Origin of the sequence: Streptomyces sp. NPDC059852, from assembly GCF_042731455.1 — a bacterium.
Taxonomy (GTDB): Bacteria; Actinomycetota; Actinomycetes; order Streptomycetales; family Streptomycetaceae; genus Streptomyces.
Genome location: NZ_JBHWJK010000033.1, coordinates 60,211 through 78,410 on the forward strand (window position 1 = coordinate 60,211; position 18,200 = coordinate 78,410).

Below are 18,200 nucleotides of genomic sequence, written 5' to 3' on the forward strand. Positions count from 1 at the left end.
GAAGCGCAGGTCGAAGCGGGTGGTGCGATCCGTCACGCCGGTCACTGGGGCGCAGAGGGGCGGGTTACTCGACCACGTGCCGTCCCTCCGGGCGCGCGCTGCACGACGCGCGGAACGCGCAGTGCGTGCAGTGCTGCCCCGCGGTGGGTGTGAACCGCTCGTCGAGGACCTTTCCGGCCGCCGTGGCCAGCAGGTCGCCGACCCACTCCCCCTCCGGACCGTCCAGCGGCTGCTGTGCCTGCACCTTGGGCAGCGTGTCGCCGCCGTCCCGCTGGGCGGCGCCCTGACGCAGCTGGACGAGTTCGGCGCCGCCCGGCTCGGGCCGGGCACCGTCGAAGGCCTCGTCGACGGCGCCCTCGCGCACGGCGAGCTGGTAGACGGCGAGCTGGGGGTGGCGGGCCACCTCGGCCGCGCTGGGGGCCTGCTTGCCGGTCTTGAAGTCGACGACGTAGGCGCGTCCGTCGGCGTCGGCCTCGACGCGGTCCATCTGGCCGCGGATGCGCACCTCGAAGTCGCCCGCCTCCAGCGTCACGTCGAAGTCGTGTTCGCTGGCCACCGGGGTGCGGCCCGCGCGGTCCATGACATGCCAGCGGAGGAAGCGTTCGAGCGCCACGCGCGCGTTGGCCTTCTCCTGCTCGGACTTCCACGGGGCGTCGAAGGCGAGGGCGTTCCAGACGGAGTCGAGCCGTTCCATGAGGACCGCGAGATCGGCCGGAGTGTGCCCCGAGGCGACTTCGTCGGCGAGGACGTGCACCACGTTGCCGAAGCCCTGGGCGACGGTCGCGGGCGCGTCGGCCTTCACCTCGCGGCCCAGGAACCACTGCAGGGAGCAGGTGTTGGCCAGCTGGTCCAGCGCGCTGCCGGACAGCACCACGGGCTGGTCGCGGTCGCGCAGCGGCACCTTCGACTCGGTGGGTTCGCACATGCCCCACCAGCGGTAGGGGTGGGCGGCGGGCACCAGCGGACGGCCGTCGTCGTCGGCGAGCGCGGCCAGCCGGGCCAGCCGGAGCGCCGCCGCCCGGCGCAGGGCGTCCGACGCGCGCGGGTCGACCGTCGTGGCCCGGAGTTCGGCGACGAGGGCGGCCACGGACAGCGGGCGGCGGGGACGGCCGGTCACGTCGACGGGTTCCACGCCGAGCTCGGTGAGGAAGCGGGACGGCTGGTCGCCGTCGTCGGCGGGTGCCTTCACGGCCGTGACGACGAGCCGCTCACGCGCGCGTGTGGCGGCCACGTAGAAGAGCCTGCGCTCCTCGGCGAGCAGAGCGCCGGGGGTGAGCGGTTCGGCGAGTCCGTCGCGGCCGATCCGGTCGGCCTCCAGGAGCGAGCCGCGGCGGCGCAGATCGGGCCACAGGCCCTCCTGGACCCCGGCGACGACGACCAGGCGCCACTCCAGCCCCTTGGAGCGGTGCGCGGTCATCAGGCGCACGGCGTCCGGGCGTACGGCCCGCCGGGTGAGGGTGTCGGCGGCGATGTCCTCGGCGTCGATCTCCTCGAGGAAGTTCAGGGCGCCCCGGCCGCCGGTGCGCTCCTCCGCGCGCGCCGCCGTCGCGAACAGGGCGCACACAGCGTCCAGGTCCCGGTCGGCGTTGCGGCCGGCGGCGCCGCCGCGGCGGGCGGCGCGTTCCAGGCGGGAGGGCCACGGGGTGCCCTCCCACAGGTCCCACAGGGCCTCCTCGGCCGTACCGCCGCCCGCGAGGCGTTCGCGGGCCGTGCGGAGCAGCGCGCCGAGGCGCTGGGCGCCCCGCGCGTATGTGGGGTCGTGCACGGCCAGCCGCTCGGGCTCGGCCAGCGCGCGGGCGAGCAGCTCGTCGGAGGGCGGCGGCAGCGGGTTGCCCGCGGCCCGCTCCTCGTCCCGCAGGGCCCGCCCGAGGCGGCGCAGGTCGGCGGCGTCCATGCCGGCCAGCGGGGAGGTGAGCAGGGTCAGGGCGGTCTCGGTGTCGAGCCAGCACGGGGCGGGTTCGGTCCCCTCGTCATCGGAGGAGGCGGAGTCGGCCGGTCCCTCCTCCGCGCGTCCCTGCCCCGCCACCGCCGTGGCCACCGCGCGCAGTGCCGTCAGCAGGGGCGCGACGGAGGGTTCGTGGCGCAGCGGCAGGTCGTCGCCGTCGATGTCCAGGGGCACCCCGGCGGCCGTGAGGGCGCGGCGGACGGTCGGGATGGTGCGGGAGCCGGCGCGGACCAGGACGGCCATGTCGCTCCAGGGGACGCCGTCCTCCAGGTGGGCCCGGCGCAGGATGTCCGCGATGTTGTCCAGCTCGGTGCCCGCCGTCGGGTACGTGTGGACCTCCACGCGGCCGCCCTCGCGGACCGCGGTCAGTTCGCGGTGGGCGCGGACCTTGTCGGCCGGGAGCCGGGTGAGCGGCATGCGCCGGGTCAGCAGCCGGGTCGCGGCGAGGAGCGCGGCGCCGGAGCGGCGGGAGGTGCGCAGGACCTCGACGGGGGCGGGGCGGCCGTCCGCGCGCGGGAAGGTGCCCGGGAACTCCAGGATGCCGTTCACGTCGGCGCCGCGGAACGTGTAGATCGACTGGTCGGGGTCGCCGAAGGCCACGAGGGTGCGGCCGCCGCCGGCGAGGGCGCGCAGCAGCCGTACCTGGGCCGGGTCGGTGTCCTGGTACTCGTCGACGTACACGGCGTCGTACCGCGCGGCGAGCGCCTCGGCGGCGTCGGGTCGCCGGGCGAGCAGGACCGCGCGGTGGACCAGCTCGGCGTAGTCGAGGACGCCCTGGAGGTCGAGGACGTCCAGGTACTCGGCGAGGAAGGAGGCGGCTGCCCGCCAGTCGGGGCGGCCGATGCGCCGGGCGAAGTCGTCGAGGGCGCCGGGGCCGAGGCCCAGCTCGCGGCTGCGGGCGAGCACCGCGCGGACCTCGTCGGCGAAGCCGCGGGTGGTCAGGCAGGCGCGCAGCTCGTCCGGCCAGCGCGCATGGGCGAGCCCGAGCCGTTCCAGTTCGGGCTGGCCGGCGAGCAGCTCGCGGACGGTCACGTCCTGCTCCGGGCCGGAGAGCAGCCGCAGGGGCTCGACGAACAGGTCGTGGTCCTGGTGGGCGCGGACCAGGGCGTAGCAGAACGAGTGGAACGTGGTCGCCTGGGGCGCGCGGGCGGCGCCGATGCGCAGGGCCATGCGGTCGCGCAGTTCCACGGCGGCCTTGCGGCTGAACGTCAGCACGAGGATGCGCTCGGGGTCGCCCCCGCGCGCGATGCGGGCCGCCACCGACTCGACGAGCGTGGTCGTCTTGCCGGTGCCCGGGCCGGCGAGGACGAGCATCGGGCCGCCGGTGTGGTCAACCACCGAGCGCTGGGCGGCGTCAAGACGAGGGGGAGCCGGCTGGGCCGGAGGGGTTCGCACCAACCGGTAAGCGCCACGGGTCCCCTGTCGCACCGGGGTGTGCGACAGGCGCCTGGTGGAGGAAGAGGAGCTCACGTGGTTCGCCGGTCCTGGTGGGTGTGCAAGGGGTCGTGGCCGGCGCGCTGCGCCGTCGCCGGGAGGCGGTGGCCGGGGCCGCGGGCGGCCGCCTTCCGCGCGGGGAGAGCGGTGACCGCGGGGTGAGGGGGACACGCGCAGCAGACGCTACGCCGCGGGACGCCACGGAAGCAGGGCTTCCGCTTCATCCCTGGGGTCACTCCTGGCACCTATGTCCCTCGCCTCACGAACGTACGTCATGCCTCGGACGTGCCCTCCCGTCTCGGGACGCGTCACGCGTCACACGGCGGACCCGCCGATGGCGGAAGCTGTCAGGTGTGACCCTGTGCGCGTCCACCGCCGTCCCAGCGCGCCCGCCTCATGTCGAGGCGCGGCAGGTGGCCCTCGGCGGCCCTGCTCGCCTCCTTCAGCGGCGTGCCCTCGGCGCGGTAGTGCTCCAGGGCCCGCAGTTCGTGACCGGGCAGCAGAACGCCGTCCGAGCGGACCACCCGCCACCACGGGACGGCGCCGCCGTAGAGGGCCATCACCCGGCCCACCTGGCGCGGCCCGCCCTGCTCCAGCCACTCCGCCACGTCGCCGTACGTCATGACGCGCCCGGGCGGGATCAGCTCGGCGACCTCCAGGACCCGCTCGGCGTACTCCGGCAGCGCGTCCGTGTGCTGCGGACGGGCGCCGTCCGGAAGGCTCTCCTCGCTCATCCGCCCCATCCTGCACCACGCCACCGACAACGCGACGCGCCCGCCACCGTGCGTAGCCCTCGCCCCGGGGCCACGCTTCGGGCAGACTGTGCGCCCCCGCGTTTGCACCCTGATGCCCCTGTGTGTCGGTGGGGCATGCCACCATCGTGCGGGCGGTGACTGGTGATACGAGATCAAGAAGAGACGATGAAGCAGCAGGGCGTGCACCCCGAGGACGCGGAGAGCACGTCCGGCGCTTCGTCGCGCCCTGACACCGCGCCCGCGGGCGACAAGGACCCCGAGGGGACCACCGCCGACGAGGAACAGCAGGTCGGCGGGGGCTCCGACGCGGACCCCGCGACCGGCGGGGAAACCGCCGAGGTCGTCGAGGAGGCGCATGCCGACGAGGTGGAGGGCGACGAACCGCTGCTCCCCGCGCGCGTGCACCGCCCCTCCGACCTCGTCCGGGTGCTGGCGGGTGTCCTGGGGATCGTGCTGCTCCTCGCGATCGCCGCGTTTGCGCACGGCACCACCTCGGGCCTCGAACAGGACATCAACAAGGGCACCGGGCAGGCTCCCGACCTGTTCAGCAAGCTCGCGGGCCTGGTGTCCAGCATCGCCATCCTGCTGGTCCCGGTGGCCTTCGCGATCGAGCGGCTGATCAAACGAGACGGGCTGCGCATCGCCGACGGCGTCCTGGCGGCCGTCCTCGCGCACGGGGTGACACTCGCCACAGACCTGTGGGTCGCGCGGGCGGCCCCGGAGTCCATCCGGGACGCGCTCACCCAGCCCGCCCCCGGTGACGTCGGCTCGCTCACCGACCCGGTGCACGGCTACCTCGCGCCGGTCATCGCGTACATGACCGCCGTGGGCATGTCCCGCAGACCCCGCTGGCGCGCGGTGCTGTGGGCGGTCCTGGTCCTGTACGCCTTCTCGATGCTGGTCACCGGCTACACCACGCCGTTCTCGATCCTGCTGACGCTGCTGATCGGCTGGGCCGTCGCCTACGGCACGCTCTACGCGGTCGGCTCGCCCAACGTCCGCCCGACGGGACGGACGCTGATGGCGGGCCTGCGGCACGTCGGGTTCCGCCCCGTGAGCGCGGCCCGCGAGGAGGTCGCCGACCCCCAGGAGACCGCCACCGACCGGGGCCGGCGCTACTTCGTCACCCTGGAGGACGGCCCTCCGCTGGACGTCACGGTGGTCGACCGGGAGCAGCAGGCGCAGGGCTTCTTCTACCGCGCGTGGCGCAACCTCACGCTGCGCGGCTTCGCCACCCGCAGCAGCCTCCAGTCGCTGCGGCAGGCCCTGGAGCAGGAGGCCCTGCTCGCCTACGCGGCCATCGCCGCCGGGGCCAACGCACCCAAGCTGATCGCCACCTCCGAGCTCGGCCCTGACGCCGTGATGCTGGTCTACGAGCACACCGGCGGCCACACCCTGGACTCGCTCGCGGACGACGAGATCACCGACGATCTGCTCCGGGACACCTGGCTGCAGGTCAAGGCGCTGCAGTCCCGCCGTATCGCGCACCGCAGGCTGGTCGGCGACGCCATCCTGGTGGATCGTTCCGGCAAGGTGATCATCACCGATCTGCGGATCGGCGAGATCGCGGCGAACAGCCTGCTGCTGCGCATGGACATCTCCCAGCTGCTGGTCACCCTCGGGCTGCGGGTCGGCGCCGAGCGTGCCGTGGCCTCGGCGGTCGGCGTGCTCGGCCCGGACGCCGTGGCCGACTGCCTGCCGATGCTCCAGCCCATCGCGCTGAGCCGCTCCACGCGCGCGACGCTGCGCCGGCTCGCCCGGGAACGGGCCCAGCGCGAGCGCGACGCGGTCCTGGAGGCGTCGCGGCTGTCCAAGCAGGCCCGCAGCGAGGAGGCCGCCGCCCACACCGGCGCCGAGTCCGACAAGCCGGACAAGAAGGCCGTGCGGGCGCAGGCGCGGGCCGAGAAGCGGGCGCTGGACGAGGCCCTGGACGACGCCCGCGAGGAGGACCTGCTCACGCTGATCCGGCACGAGGTGCTGCGCATCAGGCCGCAGGCGCCGGTCGAACCGGCCCGGCTGGAGCGGGTGCGCCCACGCACCCTGATCAGCTTCATCGCGGGCGCCATCGGCGCGTACTTCCTGCTCACGCAGCTCACGCACATCGAGTTCGGCCCGCTCGTCGCGAACGCCCAGTGGGGCTGGGTGGCCGCGGCCGTGCTGTTCTCCGCCGCCAGCTACTTCGCGGCGGCGATGGCCCTGCTCGGCTTCGTGCCCGAGCGGGTGCCGTTCCGGCGGACGGTGGCGGCGCAGGTCGCCGGATCGTTCGTGAAGATCGTCGCGCCGGCCGCGGTCGGCGGCGTCGCCCTGAACACCCGCTTCCTGCAGCGCGCGGGAGTGCGGCCGGGGCTCGCGGTGGCGAGCGTCGGCGCGTCCCAGCTGTTCGGGCTCGGCTGCCACATCCTGATGCTGCTGTCCTTCGGCTATCTCACCGGAACCGAGAAGACGCCCTCTCTGTCGCCGTCCCGCACGGTCATCGCGGGCCTGCTGACGGTGGCGGTGCTGGTGCTCGTCGTGACGTCGGTGCCGTTCCTGCGCAAATTCGTCGTCACGCGCGTGAGGTCGCTGTTCGCGGGCGTCGTGCCCCGCATGCTGGACGTGCTCCAGCGGCCGCAGAAGCTGGTCACCGGCATCGGCGGCATGCTGCTGCTGACCGCGTGCTTCGTGATGTGCCTGGACGCCTCTATCAGGGCGTTCGGCAGCGAGGGCACCTCGCTGAGCATCGCCAGCGTGGCCGTCGTCTTCCTCGCGGGCAACGCGCTCGGCTCCGCCGCCCCGACACCGGGCGGTGTCGGCGCCGTGGAGGCCACGCTGACCGTCGGCCTGATCGCCGTCGGCCTGCCCAGCGAGGTCGCCGCGCCCGCCGTGCTGCTGTTCCGGCTGCTGACCCTGTGGCTGCCGGTGCTGCCCGGCTGGCTCGCCTTCAACCATCTGACGCGCAAGGGCGCGCTGTAGGAGCCCGACCGGCAGGCCGTGGGGGATGTACTTCCTGCGGGCGCCGTACGGTGGAGGGGCACCGGACGAGCGTGGCGCCGCCGTACCTCGTACGGCCCGCGTCCCGGGCGCCGCGCCCCGCACGACCGCAGGATGGGATCATGCCGAACCCGCCCCGGCTGCGCGCCGCCGCCCTGACCGCCGCCGCCCTGCTGCTGGCCTCCGCTCTGGCGGCCTGCGGGGACGACGACTCAGGGGACCGTGACCTGACGGCGGAGAAGCTGACGTGGCGGGACTGCCCGGCGCCCTCGCAGGCGCAGGGGGGCGGAAGCAGCCCCTCGCCGCTCCCGGACGACGGCACCTGGCAGTGCGCCCGGATGAAGGCGCCACGCGACTGGGACGACCCCAAGGGCGACACCATCGAGATCGAGCTGATCCGGGTGAGGACCACCGCTCCGGAGAACCGCCGCATCGGCTCCCTGATCTTCAACTTCGGCGGGCCGGGCGGCTCGGGAGTCACCACCCTGCCGGCCTTCGGCAAGTCCTACGAGACCCTGCGCACCCGCTATGACCTGGTGAGCTTCGACCCGCGCGGGGTCGGTCGCAGCGCCCCCGTGTGGTGCGAGGACGACCAGCAGCTCGACGCCTACTTCCAGCAGGACGCGACACCGGACGACGCGGCCGAGCGCACGGAGCTCGTCGACAGCACCAGGGACTTCAACAAAGCGTGCGAGACGAACTCCGGCGAGATGCTCCCGCACGTCGGCACCACCGAGGCGGCCCGCGACATGGACCTGATGCGCCAGGTGCTGGGCGACGACAAGCTCCACTACTTCGGCATCTCGTACGGCACGGAACTGGGCGGCGTCTACGCCCACCTGTTCCCGAAGAGGGTCGGCCGGGCGGTGTTCGACGCGGTGGTCGATCCCACCCAGACTCCCGAGCAGGAGTCGCTCGCCCAGGCCAAGGGCTTCCAGCTGGCCCTCGGCAACTTCGCCGAGGACTGCGCCTCCCAGGCGGAGGACTGCCCGATCGGCGACACCCCCGAGGACGTCGAGAACCGCATCGCCACGCTGCTGAAGGACCTCGACAGCAAGCCGATCAAAGGCATCTTCCCGCGCGAGCTCACCCAGAGCGACGCCACCAACGGCATCCTGCAGGCGCTCTACTCGAAGGACTTCTGGCCCTACCTCACGGAGGGCCTGGAGCAGGCGTACGACGGTGACGGCAGCACCCTCATGCTGCTCTCCGACTCGCTGAACGGACGCAGCGAGAACGGCGAGTACAACAACAGCTCGGCCGCCAACGTCTCCATCAACTGCGCCGACGAGAAGCAGCGCTACACCCCCGCGTTCGTGGAGGAGCGGCTGCCCGAGTTCCAGAAGGCCTCGGACCTCTTCGGCGACGCCCTCGCCTGGTCGATCCTCGGCTGCACCGACTGGCCCGTGCCCGGCGCCGCCGACCATCCCGACGTCAGCGCGCCCGGCTCGGCACCGATCCTCGTCGTGGGCAACACCGGCGATCCGGCCACCCCCTACGGGGGAGCCCGGAAGATGGCGCGGGCGCTGGGCGACGGGGTGGGCGTCGAGATGACCTACAAGGGGCAGGGGCACGGGGCGTACGAGAGCGACAACAAGTGTGTACGGGACGCGGTGAACGGCTATCTGCTGGACGGGAAGGTGCCCCCCGCCGGGACGGTCTGCGGCTGAAACTCGCCCATCTCTTACATATTCGCAGGTCAGAGAGTTATCCACAGGGTCCGACGGGCTTTCCGTGATCCGCCTAGTATGGCCGGACCGCCCTCCGCTGCACGGTGCGGAGGGCCCGCGAGGGGGGACACGGCATGGCACGGTTCGTACGGTGGACGGCTCTGACGGCTGCCGCCGCGCTGCTCGCGACCGGGTGCAGCGGGGGCTCGTCGGACGACCCGAAGTCCGACGGGGACACGGGTGGCGGCAGCGCCTCGGCGCCGGCCGCGAGTTCCGGGACCGCGCTGCCCTCCTCCCTGACCTCGCAGGATCTGGACTGGGGGCGCTGCAAGGCCACCGGCGGCTCGCCCGCGCCGGGCGGCGAGTGGCAGTGCGCGACGCTCAAGGCGCCGCTGGACTGGAAGAAGCCCGAAGGCAGGCCGATCGACCTCGCGCTGATCCGCGCCAAGGCCACCGGGGACGACCGCATCGGCTCCCTGCTGTTCAACTTCGGCGGCCCCGGCGGCTCGGGCCTGGCCACCCTGCCCTGGTACTCGGCGGGCGCGTCCGCGCTGCGCGAGCGCTACGACCTGGTGAGCTGGGACCCGCGTGGCGTGGGCGCCAGTGAAGGCGTGCGCTGCCGCCGCGACCAGGAGATCCAGGCGTCCGAGGCCGTCGACCTGACGCCGGACACCCCGGCGGAGGAGACGGCGTACTTCCGTGACGCCGCGAACTTCGGGAAGGGCTGCCAGAAGGCCGGAGGCTCCCTCATAGCGCATGTGTCGACGACCGACACCGCCCGCGACATGGACCTGATGCGTCAGGTGCTGGGCGACCGGAAGACCCACTACTTCGGCATCTCGTACGGCACCGAACTGGGCGGCGTCTACGCCCATCTGTTCCCGAAGAACGTCGGCCGGATCGTCCTGGACGCGGTGGTCGACCCGAGCGCCGACGCGGCGGGCCACGCGGAGAACCAGGCGCTGGGCTTCCAGCGCGCGCTCGACAACTACCTGAAGTCCACGGGCAGGAGCGCGGAGGCGGGCACCCGTGAGGTCGTCGACCTGCTGAAGCGGATCGACGCGAATCCGCTGCCGACGTCGTCGAGCCGCAGGCTCACCGAGTCGCTCGCGCTCACCGGGATCATCAGGCCGCTGTACAGCAAGGCCAGCTGGCCGACCCTGACCAGCGCGCTCCAGGCGGCCCGACAGGGCGACGGCACCGAGCTCCTGGCCCTGGCCGACGAGTACAACGACCGTGAGGCGTCGGGGAAGTACGGCACGGGCAGCCACTCGCAGCGGGTCATATCGTGCCTGGACGACAAGCAGCGCCCGACGGCCGAGGACGCCAAGAAGCTCCTGCCGCGCTTCGAGAAGGTCTCACCCGTGTTCGGTCCGATGCTGGGCTGGGACACGGCCGGCTGGTGCCACGACTGGCCGGTCTCCGGTCAGTACGACACCCCTGAGGTGAGCGCGCCGGGCTCCGCTCCGATCCTCCTCGTCGGCAACACCGGCGACCCGGCGACCCCCTACGAGGGCACGCGCCGGATGGCCGACGAACTCGGCAAGGGCGTCGGGGTGATGCTCACCTGGAAGGGCGAGGGCCACTCCGCGTACGGCAAGGGCAGCGCCTGCGTCGACTCCACGGTCAACGCGTACCTGCTCAAGGGCACCGTCCCGAAGGACGGCAAGGTCTGCTCCTGAGGATCACCCAAGATCTTTACGCGCCCACCACCCCCTGCGATCATGCACGCCAGGGCAGGAGCCCGCATTCATGGGGGGGGTAGGACGTTGCGCAACCTGATCGTGAGCCTTGTGCTGATCATCGCGGTGTTCGCACTGGTACTGCTGGCACTCGGCAGCAGCATGGGAGGCGTGGAGACCGGCATCTGGGCGGTGGCGCTGCTGGCGGCGATCACGGTGGTGGTCCGTCGGTACGTACAGGAGAGGCGCCTCGGCCGGCCGAACCGGCAGTGACGGACGGAGGGGATCAGTTCTGGCGGAGCGGACCTGGGCGGCGGCCGGCGACAAGGCCCGTGGCGACCGCAAGTCGCCGGGCCGGGCGCGGCTCACGGGCGTCACGCTGATCGTGCTGTCGCTGTTGTGGGCGGTGCTGAGCTACCTGGCGTTCACGGTGTGGGTGCCGGGCCAGCAGGAGCGCTACGAGCACTATCGGGCGGCCGAGCCGTGCCCCGCGCAGGCGGCCCCGCAGGAGACGGCCGCGAAGGACTGCCTCACCACCCGGCACTTGACCGTCGCGAAGGCCGAGTCCATCCACACGGGAAAGGTGACGGCGTACGAGGCGACCCTCCAGGACCCGGGCGACGCCTCTTGGCAGGAAGCCGTGCGCCTCAGCGACTCTGGGCAGCTCTCCGACAAGCTGCATGAGGGTGACGAGGTCATCGCGACCGGCTGGCGTGGCGACATCGTCCTTCTCAGCAAGGACGGCGTCCGCCAGGAGACCACCGACGCGCCTCGCGACGAGCGCCAGGGAAACGCCGCCCTGGGTGTCCTCGTCGCGCTGCTGGGGGCTCAGTCTCTGGTGTTCGGCGTGGTCCGCCTGGAGGCCGACCGCCTACGCGCCCTACGTCTGGGAGCCGTACGGCAGGTGGTTGACCTTCACGAACGTCGGCGTCGGCGTGAGCGTGGGCGTCGCGTCGGTGTGGCTCGGCATACCGTGGTGGACCGTGCTTGTCACCGTACCGGTGGCGGTGTGCGCGGTGATGGCCCATCTCGTGCGCCGACGGCGCGCGGCAGGACCGTGATGGCCTGTCAGGTGGCCCCATGCCGCATGGCGACGCCGTCCTGGCTCCCGAAGCCCCTCCCCACAGTGTTGCCTTCAACGGCGGGCGCATCTTGGCCGCACGCACCGACGACGGAGGCGGCGCCAATCCAGAAACGACAGAAGCCCACGGCATCTGAGCAGTTCAGAGCCGTGGGCTTCGTCAGGGCCGCTGGTGGGCGGAGTGGCTGATCAGTAGACCGGCTTGTGGGGTTCGATCTGGTTGACCCAGCCGATGACGCCGCCACCGACGTGGACCGCGTCCGAGAAGCCCGCGGACTTCAGGACCGCCAGGACCTCCGCACTGCGGACACCCGTCTTGCAGTGCAGGACGATCTTCTTGTCCTGCGGGAGGGTCTCCAGGGCGGTGCCCATGAGGAACTCGTTCTTCGGGACCAGACGGGCGCCGGGGATCGAGACGATCTCGTACTCGTTGACCTCGCGGACATCGATGATGTCGATGTTCTCGCCGTCGTCGATCCACTCCTTGAGCTGCTTGGGAGTGATCGTCGAGCCGGCCGCCGCCTCCTGGGCCTCCTCGGACACGACGCCGCAGAAGGCCTCGTAGTCGATGAGCTCGGTGACGGTGGGGTTCTCGCCGCAGACCGCGCAGTTCGGGTCCTTGCGGACCTTGACCTGGCGGTACTGCATCTCCAGGGCGTCGTAGATCATGAGGCGGCCGACCAGCGGCTCACCGATGCCCGCGAGGAGCTTGATGGCCTCGTTGACCTGGATGGAGCCGATGGACGCGCAGAGCACGCCCAGCACGCCGCCCTCGGCGCAGGAGGGGACCATGCCCGGTGGCGGGGGCTCCGGGTAGAGGCAGCGGTAGCACGGGCCGTGCTCGGACCAGAACACGGAGGCCTGGCCGTCGAAGCGGTAGATCGAGCCCCACACGTACGGCTTGTTCAGCAGCACGCAGGCGTCGTTGACCAGGTAGCGCGTCGCGAAGTTGTCCGTGCCGTCGACGATCAGGTCGTACTGACTGAAGATGTCCATCACGTTGTCGGCCTCGAGCCGCTCCTCGTGAAGGACCACGTTCACGTACGGGTTGATGCCCTTGACGGAGTCACGGGCGGACTCGGCCTTGGAGCGGCCGATGTCGGCCTGGCTGTGGATGATCTGGCGCTGGAGGTTCGACTCGTCGACCTCGTCGAACTCCACGATGCCGAGCGTGCCGACGCCCGCCGCGGCCAGGTACATCAGCGCCGGCGAGCCCAGGCCGCCGGCGCCCACACAGAGCACCTTGGCGTTCTTCAGCCGCTTCTGCCCGTCCATCCCGACGTCGGGGATGATCAGGTGGCGGGAGTACCTGCGAACCTCGTCTACGGTGAGCTCGGGGGCGGGCTCGACCAGGGGTGGCAGCGACACGGGGACTCCGTTGGTCGGTCGATCACTACATTTGTTCTCCTGGTAACAGTGCCATGGCCTTTTTCATTCCGAGACACCTGTTCCGATCCGCGAGACGATGTCGTCCCAGTAGCCGGGCATGGCCTCCCAGGGGTCGGTGCGCCCGCCCCGGTCGGTGCGGTCGGTGAACCAGACGGTCGCGGCACCCTGCCAGCGCGCGATGCGCAGCGCCTCGTCCAGGTGCCCGCGCGGCACCCCGTGGACCAAGTGGCAGAAGCGGCCGGGCGGATAGTCGGCCGTCCATTCCGCCACCTGCGACCACCGGTACTCCGACCAGGGCCCGGAGAAGGTGACGAGCTGGTCGCCGCACTCGGCGTATCCGGGGTGGGGGTGGGTGCCGTGGGCGAGGACGATGTGGGCCTTGTCACGCAGCGCGCGCAGCCTGCCGACCGCGCGGCGGGTCTCGGGCAGATCGGTGCGTTCGATCGGGCAGCGGTCCAGGTAGAAGCCGTCGACCCGGTACCAGTCGACGTACCGCTGGGCCTCGGACATCAGGTCGCCGAGACTCCGGCCGCCGCCCCCTCCGGGCCGGCCTGGGCCCGGTCCGCCCGAGCCCACCGCGCCTGCGCCCAGAGCGCCTGCGCCCGTCGCACCCGAGCCGATCGCGCGTAGGCGCGGTGCGCCGGGGCGGGCGGCGTCGAAGCGGGTCGTGTCCAGGCGGGACGCGTCGAGGTGGCCGAGGACGTGGACGCCCGCGTTGCGGAGGCGGCCGGCCGCCTCCAGGCAGTGGGGGTCGGGCTGGGTGCCGGGGCCGTCGGCGACGTTGAGGACGGCCCAGTGCACGGGCGCGCCGGGGCGGGTCAGTTCCGCCCACTCGGCGGGTGCGAGCAGGGGGTGGGCCAGGCCGGGGATGCCGAGCCCCGGGCGCAGGTCCGTGCTCGCGGTCGTCGTGGGCGTACCGGTCAGATACGGCATGCCGCCTCCATCCAGATGTCGCCCAGGGACTCCTCGAGGCTGATGCGGGGGCGCCACCCGAGCCGGTCGCGGGCCGTGCGCACGTCGGCCTGCTGCCAGCTGCCGCAGCCGTCCGGGTAGGCCACGGGCGCGGCGTTGTGCCCGGCGTGACCGGCATGGGCGCCGTGCACGCCGTGCGCCGAGTGGTCCGAGTCGCCCCGGGGGTGCCCGATGGTGGCGCGCAGCGGGCCGGGCGGGCCGTCGAGTTCGTGCAGGGCGCCGCCGTACCCGGCCACCCGGGCGAGGACGGCCGCCGCGTCGCGCAGGCGGACGGCGCGCCCGGAACCGATGTTGATGACGCCCTGCGCCGCCGAGAGGGAGGCGGCGTGGACGGCGCGGGCGACGTCCCGGACGTCGACGAAGTCGCGCTGGGCGCCGAGCCCGGTGAGCTTCAGCTCCCCGTCGCCGGACTGCATGGCCCGGCGCATGGCCTCGGCGAGGCGGCCGAGCGGGGAACCGGCGGGGGTGCCGGGGCCCGCGGGCGAGAAGACCCGCAGCACGACGGCGTCCAGACCGGACCCCAGGACGAGCTCGGTGGCGGCGAGCTTGCTGACGCCGTACGGGCCGCCGGGGCGGGGCACGGCGTCCTCGGCCGTGGAGGAGCCGGGCTGGCTCGGGCCGTACTCGGCACCGCAGCCGATCTGCACGAGCCGGGCGCCGCAGCCGCTGCGCCGCAGGGCCTCGCAGACGGTGGCGACGGCGACGGTGTTGTGCCGGGTCAGTTCGCGGGCGCCGCCGCGGGTGGCGCCCGCGCAGTTGATGACGACGCCGGGGTGGACCGCGTCGAGGAAGCGGGTGAGGGCGCCGGGGCTGCCGGACGCGAGGTCGAACCGGACGTCCGCGTCGTCGCCGCGGCCCAGCGCGGTGAGCTGGACGGCGGGGTCGGCGAGGAGACGGTCGGCGACGAAGCGGCCGAGATAGCCGTTGGCTCCGATCAGCAGGACTCTCATCGCGCGGCTCCCGGGGCCGAGGGGAGGTCGGGTCGGGAGGTGGTCATGGGAGGTCTCTCCTTCGTCGGGGTGCCTCCGGCGGTTCGGGCCGGGGGCCAGAGGTGGTGGGAGAAGCGGGAGAAGTGGGGGGAGCGGGGGGTGGCGGCCGGAGCGAGGACGCGGGGAGCCGGCCGTGTGCCCCGGGCGACGGCTCCACCTGGTCGCCGGCTCACCACCGCTCCTCCCCCGCCGCGTCGGCCGGCGCCGCGTGGGCCGACGCCCGGGTGAGGGTGCGGCTCGCGTGGAGCAGCAGGGCCAGGGCGGCGACGCCGCAGGCGAGGGCCGGGACGGTGGCGGCTCCCCAGGTGTCGGCGAGCGCCCGGGTGGGGGTCGCCAGCCACGCGCAGCCCGGGAGGCGGGCCGCGAAGACGCATGCGAGGGCCGTCGCCTCGGCCGCCGCGGTGGCGGTCAGGACGAGCGCCGGGGCGTGGGTGAAGCCGTGCACGGTGAGGAGGCGGGCGAGGAAGAGCAGGGCGCCCAGCGTGAGGGTCTCCGGGTAGAGGGCGGGCTCGGCCAGGGCCGCGGCGGTCACGGCGGTGAGGGCCGCGAGGGCGGCGACGTAGGTGGCGAACGCGAGGAGCAGCAGGGGTTGCACCGAGGTGGCGAAGTCGGCCAGGGCCCGGCTGGAGGACAGCGTGCGGCGGGCCCGTACGGCGAGGAGGTGCGCGCACCAGGCCGCGGGGGCGCAGGAGAGCGCGAGGGCCAGGAGGGGCGCGGCCGTGAGGGGCCAGGGACTGTCGGCGCCACCGGACGGCAGGGTGTCGGGGCCGCCGGTGAGGGCCGCGCGCAGGAGGCCGTCGCCGAGGAGGGCGTAGCCGAGGAGCCAGCCCGTCCAGGTCGCCGTCGGGCGGGTGGGGTGCGTGGTCGACAGCGGGCCCCTGGCGAGGGCCGCGCGCAGCGCGAGGAGCACGGCGAGCGCTCCCACGGCGGCCGCGACGAGACGGGGCTGGCCGTGGGTGAGGCGCACCGCTGCCAGGGTGGCCGCGCCGAGCGCGCCGGGAAGGAGGGTGAGGAGCACCCAGTCGGCGCGTACGCGCGGCGGTGCGACGGGCGCGGGGTCGCCGGGGGCGTCGCCGTCGCGGGGCACGCGCGCGGACATCTCCTCGGCCAGCGAGAACACGTCCCGGTGCCGGAAGCGGGCGGCGGTGCGGTCGGTGATGCCGTGGGCCTCGAGGCCGGCGGCGATCTCCAGGGGGTCGATCGCGCGGGCGCACAGGTCGTGGTGCCGGTGCATCAGGGCCTTCACCGGATCGGCGCCCGCGCGGGGCGGGCGGGGCCGGTCGAGGGGCCCGGCGAGGGCCTGGTCCTCGGATCCGTCGGCGTCGGCCGTGAGCCATTCCTCGGCGCGTTCGTCCCAGACCTCCGGGCCGCCCGGCGCGGTCAGGGGCTGGTCGGTCCCTCCTGCGGCGGTCATCGCGTCTCCTCCCGCGCCGGGGCCGGCCGAGCCGGCGCCCCACCCATCCACACGCCCTTCATCGCGCCCCCTCCGGCAGAGGAGCCGTCGCCTCCGGCGGCCCGGCGTGCCTGCGGTTGTTCGTCCAGTGGCCGGGCACATGCGCCTCGGCCGGGACGCCGAACGGCAGCGGGGCGCCGGCGTCGTCGAGGACCACGCGCCGGACCGGTGTGCCCGCGACGACGTCGAGGTAAATGCCGTGAAATGCCGCGACGTTCTGCTCGACCGTGAACAGTTCGAGCGCTCGCGCGCGGGCCGCCGCGCCGAGGCGTTCACGGCGCTCGGGGTCGCGCAGCAGCGTCACGCACGCCTCCGCGAGCGCCCGGGGGTTGCGCGGCGGTACGACGAGGCCGGTGCCGCCGATGACCTCGACCACCGCGCCGACGTCGGTGGACACGGTGGCGCGCCCGCAGAGCATGGCCTCGACCAGGCCGACGGGGAAGCCCTCGACGACGCTGGACAGGACGGTCACCGCGCCGGAGGCGTACGCGTCGGCGAGGGACGGCAGGTGCGGGCCGCCGATCTCCTCGAAGGAGACCGGGTTCTCCCCGACGGTGTGCGGGCCGTCGGCCTCGTCGGGGAAGAGCTGGGCGGCCAGCGCCCTGCAGTGGCCGAGGTAGGCCTCCCCCTCGGGGCCCGCCGGGGCGCCGACGATCCGCAGGCGGGTCTTCGGCTCCTCCTTGCGGACCTCGGCGAAGGCGTGCAGCAGGGAGACGAGGTCCTTGGCGGGTTCGACGCGGCCGACCCAGACCAGCGTGTCGGGGTCCGCGCACGAGGACGCCTCGCCGACCTCCGCGAAGCGGGAGGCGTCCATGCCGGGGTACACGGTGCGGAGCTTGGACCGGTCGGCGCCGCAGCGCTCCTGCCAGCGGCGGGCGTGGGCGTTGCCCGGCGTGATGACGGCCGCCCGGTGGTACGCCTCGGCGGCGAGGGCGCCGTGGAAGCCGGCGAGGAGGGCGCGTACGGCGGGCGGGGCGCCGGTGCCGGCGAGGTACTGCGTGCGCAGCCGGACGCCGTACTCGGTCAGCAGCAGGGGTACGTCGCAGAAGTGCCGGGCGAGCAGGCCGGTCAGGGCCGCGGTGCCGCCGGAGGTGGCGTGGCTCAGGTCGGCGGCGCCGAGCCCGTCGTCCTCGTACCAGTCGAGCGAGAGGGGGCGCAGGGCGCGTTCGAGGTGGGCGGCGACGGTGAGGAGGTCGGGGACGCGCGCCTCGCGCGCCGTGCGCGTCGCGTCCCGTGCGCGGCAGGCGCGCTCGAGGGTGCGTACGGCGGTCTCGGACCGTAACGCGCCGACGAGTCCGCCTTCGTCGCGGGCGAGTTCCGCGAGCCCGTACAGCGCGTTGCCGAAACGGTCCGCCTGGAGGGCCGACGGGGGCTCGGAGACGCCGTCCGCCCCTCGGTCGCCGCCCGCGCAGAGAACGGCCGCCAACGCGCCGTAGTGCTCCTCGAAGCGCCGGCGGGCGCGGCGGCCGTACCCGGCCCCGTCGTCCTCGGCGGTCCACAGCGACGCCGTGCGCACCCGGCTGACCTGCGGGGGCAGGGGGACCCAGCCCTCGTCCTCCTGACGCTCGCTACGGCTGAGCGCGTAGATGTCGAACTCGTGCTGCCCGAGCCCGCGTACGAGCCGGTCGCACCAGAGCCTGGCGTCACCGCTCACATACGGATAGCCACCCTCCGCAATCAGTCCGATGCGCACGAGTACACCCCCGATCTCCCTTGAGGGGAGCCGCCGTCGGGCGGCGGCTCACAGCGGGAAGAACGTATGCGCACAAGGCGGTGGGGGGGGGGGGGGGGGGGTGAAGAAAAGACCCAACAACGGTCGCCGGGCTTCTAAAACACGGCGGGTGCGAGGGGAGAGAGGGA

The 18,200-nt window shown here is 73.6% G+C and carries 12 protein-coding genes; 5 read left to right on the forward strand and 7 right to left on the reverse strand.

The features are described from left to right. Nucleotides 1–64: 64 nt before the first annotated feature. Nucleotides 65–3,415, reverse strand: a complete 3,351-nt coding sequence (locus tag ACFV46_RS30285; RefSeq protein ID WP_385500568.1) for an ATP-dependent helicase — start codon at nt 3,413–3,415, stop codon at nt 65–67. Nucleotides 3,416–3,726: 311 nt separating this feature from the next. After that, the gene (locus ACFV46_RS30290; protein ID WP_376729389.1) at nt 3,727–4,113 is read right to left on the reverse strand and encodes an MGMT family protein; all 387 of its coding nucleotides are present in this window, start codon (nt 4,111–4,113) and stop codon (nt 3,727–3,729) included. A gap of 186 nt (nt 4,114–4,299) precedes the next feature. On the opposite strand from ACFV46_RS30290, the gene ACFV46_RS30295 reads away from it, so the two are divergent. From ACFV46_RS30295 to ACFV46_RS30315, 5 genes are all read left to right on the forward strand, one after another. Next, on the forward strand, nt 4,300–7,086 hold the full coding sequence (locus ACFV46_RS30295) for a lysylphosphatidylglycerol synthase domain-containing protein (protein WP_385500570.1): 2,787 nt from the start codon (nt 4,300–4,302) through the stop codon (nt 7,084–7,086). Between the two features lie 140 nt (nt 7,087–7,226). After that, a complete protein-coding gene (locus ACFV46_RS30300) occupies nt 7,227–8,774 on the forward strand; it encodes an alpha/beta hydrolase (protein WP_385500571.1) in 1,548 nt (515 codons plus the stop codon). Nucleotides 8,775–8,908: 134 nt separating this feature from the next. After that, complete coding sequence (locus tag ACFV46_RS30305; protein ID WP_385500572.1) at nt 8,909–10,456, forward strand: alpha/beta hydrolase; 1,548 nt, start codon at nt 8,909–8,911, stop codon at nt 10,454–10,456. Between the two features lie 87 nt (nt 10,457–10,543). Beyond that, nucleotides 10,544–10,729 (forward strand): hypothetical protein, encoded by a 186-nt coding sequence (locus ACFV46_RS30310; protein ID WP_361925842.1) that lies wholly within the window; start codon nt 10,544–10,546, stop codon nt 10,727–10,729. Between the two features lie 112 nt (nt 10,730–10,841). After that, a complete protein-coding gene (locus tag ACFV46_RS30315; RefSeq protein ID WP_385500573.1) occupies nt 10,842–11,726 on the forward strand; it encodes a hypothetical protein in 885 nt (294 codons plus the stop codon). Here ACFV46_RS30315 and moeZ read toward each other — a convergent pair whose 3' ends face one another. From moeZ to ACFV46_RS30340, 5 genes are all read right to left on the reverse strand, one after another. Continuing rightward, nucleotides 11,727–12,905: an adenylyltransferase/sulfurtransferase MoeZ gene (gene moeZ, locus ACFV46_RS30320; RefSeq protein WP_361925838.1), complete on the reverse strand. Its 1,179-nt coding sequence runs from the start codon at nt 12,903–12,905 to the stop codon at nt 11,727–11,729. It abuts the gene before it with no gap. 63 nt (nt 12,906–12,968) lie between these two features. After that, on the reverse strand, nt 12,969–13,859 hold the full coding sequence (locus tag ACFV46_RS30325) for a spherulation-specific family 4 protein (RefSeq protein WP_361925836.1): 891 nt from the start codon (nt 13,857–13,859) through the stop codon (nt 12,969–12,971). Further along, a complete protein-coding gene (locus tag ACFV46_RS30330) occupies nt 13,847–14,848 on the reverse strand; it encodes an NAD-dependent epimerase/dehydratase (protein ID WP_361925834.1) in 1,002 nt (333 codons plus the stop codon). Before ACFV46_RS30330 ends, ACFV46_RS30325 begins: the two co-directional genes overlap by 13 nt. A 208-nt stretch (nt 14,849–15,056) precedes the next feature. Then, nucleotides 15,057–16,301, reverse strand: a complete 1,245-nt coding sequence (locus tag ACFV46_RS30335; RefSeq protein WP_385500575.1) for a hypothetical protein — start codon at nt 16,299–16,301, stop codon at nt 15,057–15,059. A gap of 58 nt (nt 16,302–16,359) precedes the next feature. Then, on the reverse strand, nt 16,360–18,033 hold the full coding sequence (locus tag ACFV46_RS30340) for a DUF3492 domain-containing protein (RefSeq protein ID WP_385500576.1): 1,674 nt from the start codon (nt 18,031–18,033) through the stop codon (nt 16,360–16,362). Nucleotides 18,034–18,200: the final 167 nt, after the last annotated feature.

Excerpts from the sequence above, each read along its gene's own strand:
- ACFV46_RS30325 (WP_361925836.1), bottom strand. The coding sequence starts at position 13,859 with ATGCCGTATCTGACCGGTACGCCCACGACGACCGCGAGCACGGACCTG.
- ACFV46_RS30295 (WP_385500570.1), top strand. The coding sequence starts at position 4,300 with ATGAAGCAGCAGGGCGTGCACCCCGAGGACGCGGAGAGCACGTCCGGC.
- ACFV46_RS30330 (WP_361925834.1), bottom strand. The coding sequence starts at position 14,848 with ATGAGAGTCCTGCTGATCGGAGCCAACGGCTATCTCGGCCGCTTCGTC.
- ACFV46_RS30300 (WP_385500571.1), top strand. The coding sequence starts at position 7,227 with ATGCCGAACCCGCCCCGGCTGCGCGCCGCCGCCCTGACCGCCGCCGCC.
- ACFV46_RS30290 (WP_376729389.1), bottom strand. The coding sequence starts at position 4,113 with ATGAGCGAGGAGAGCCTTCCGGACGGCGCCCGTCCGCAGCACACGGAC.
- ACFV46_RS30335 (WP_385500575.1), bottom strand. The coding sequence starts at position 16,301 with ATGACCGCCGCAGGAGGGACCGACCAGCCCCTGACCGCGCCGGGCGGC.
- ACFV46_RS30305 (WP_385500572.1), top strand. The coding sequence starts at position 8,909 with ATGGCACGGTTCGTACGGTGGACGGCTCTGACGGCTGCCGCCGCGCTG.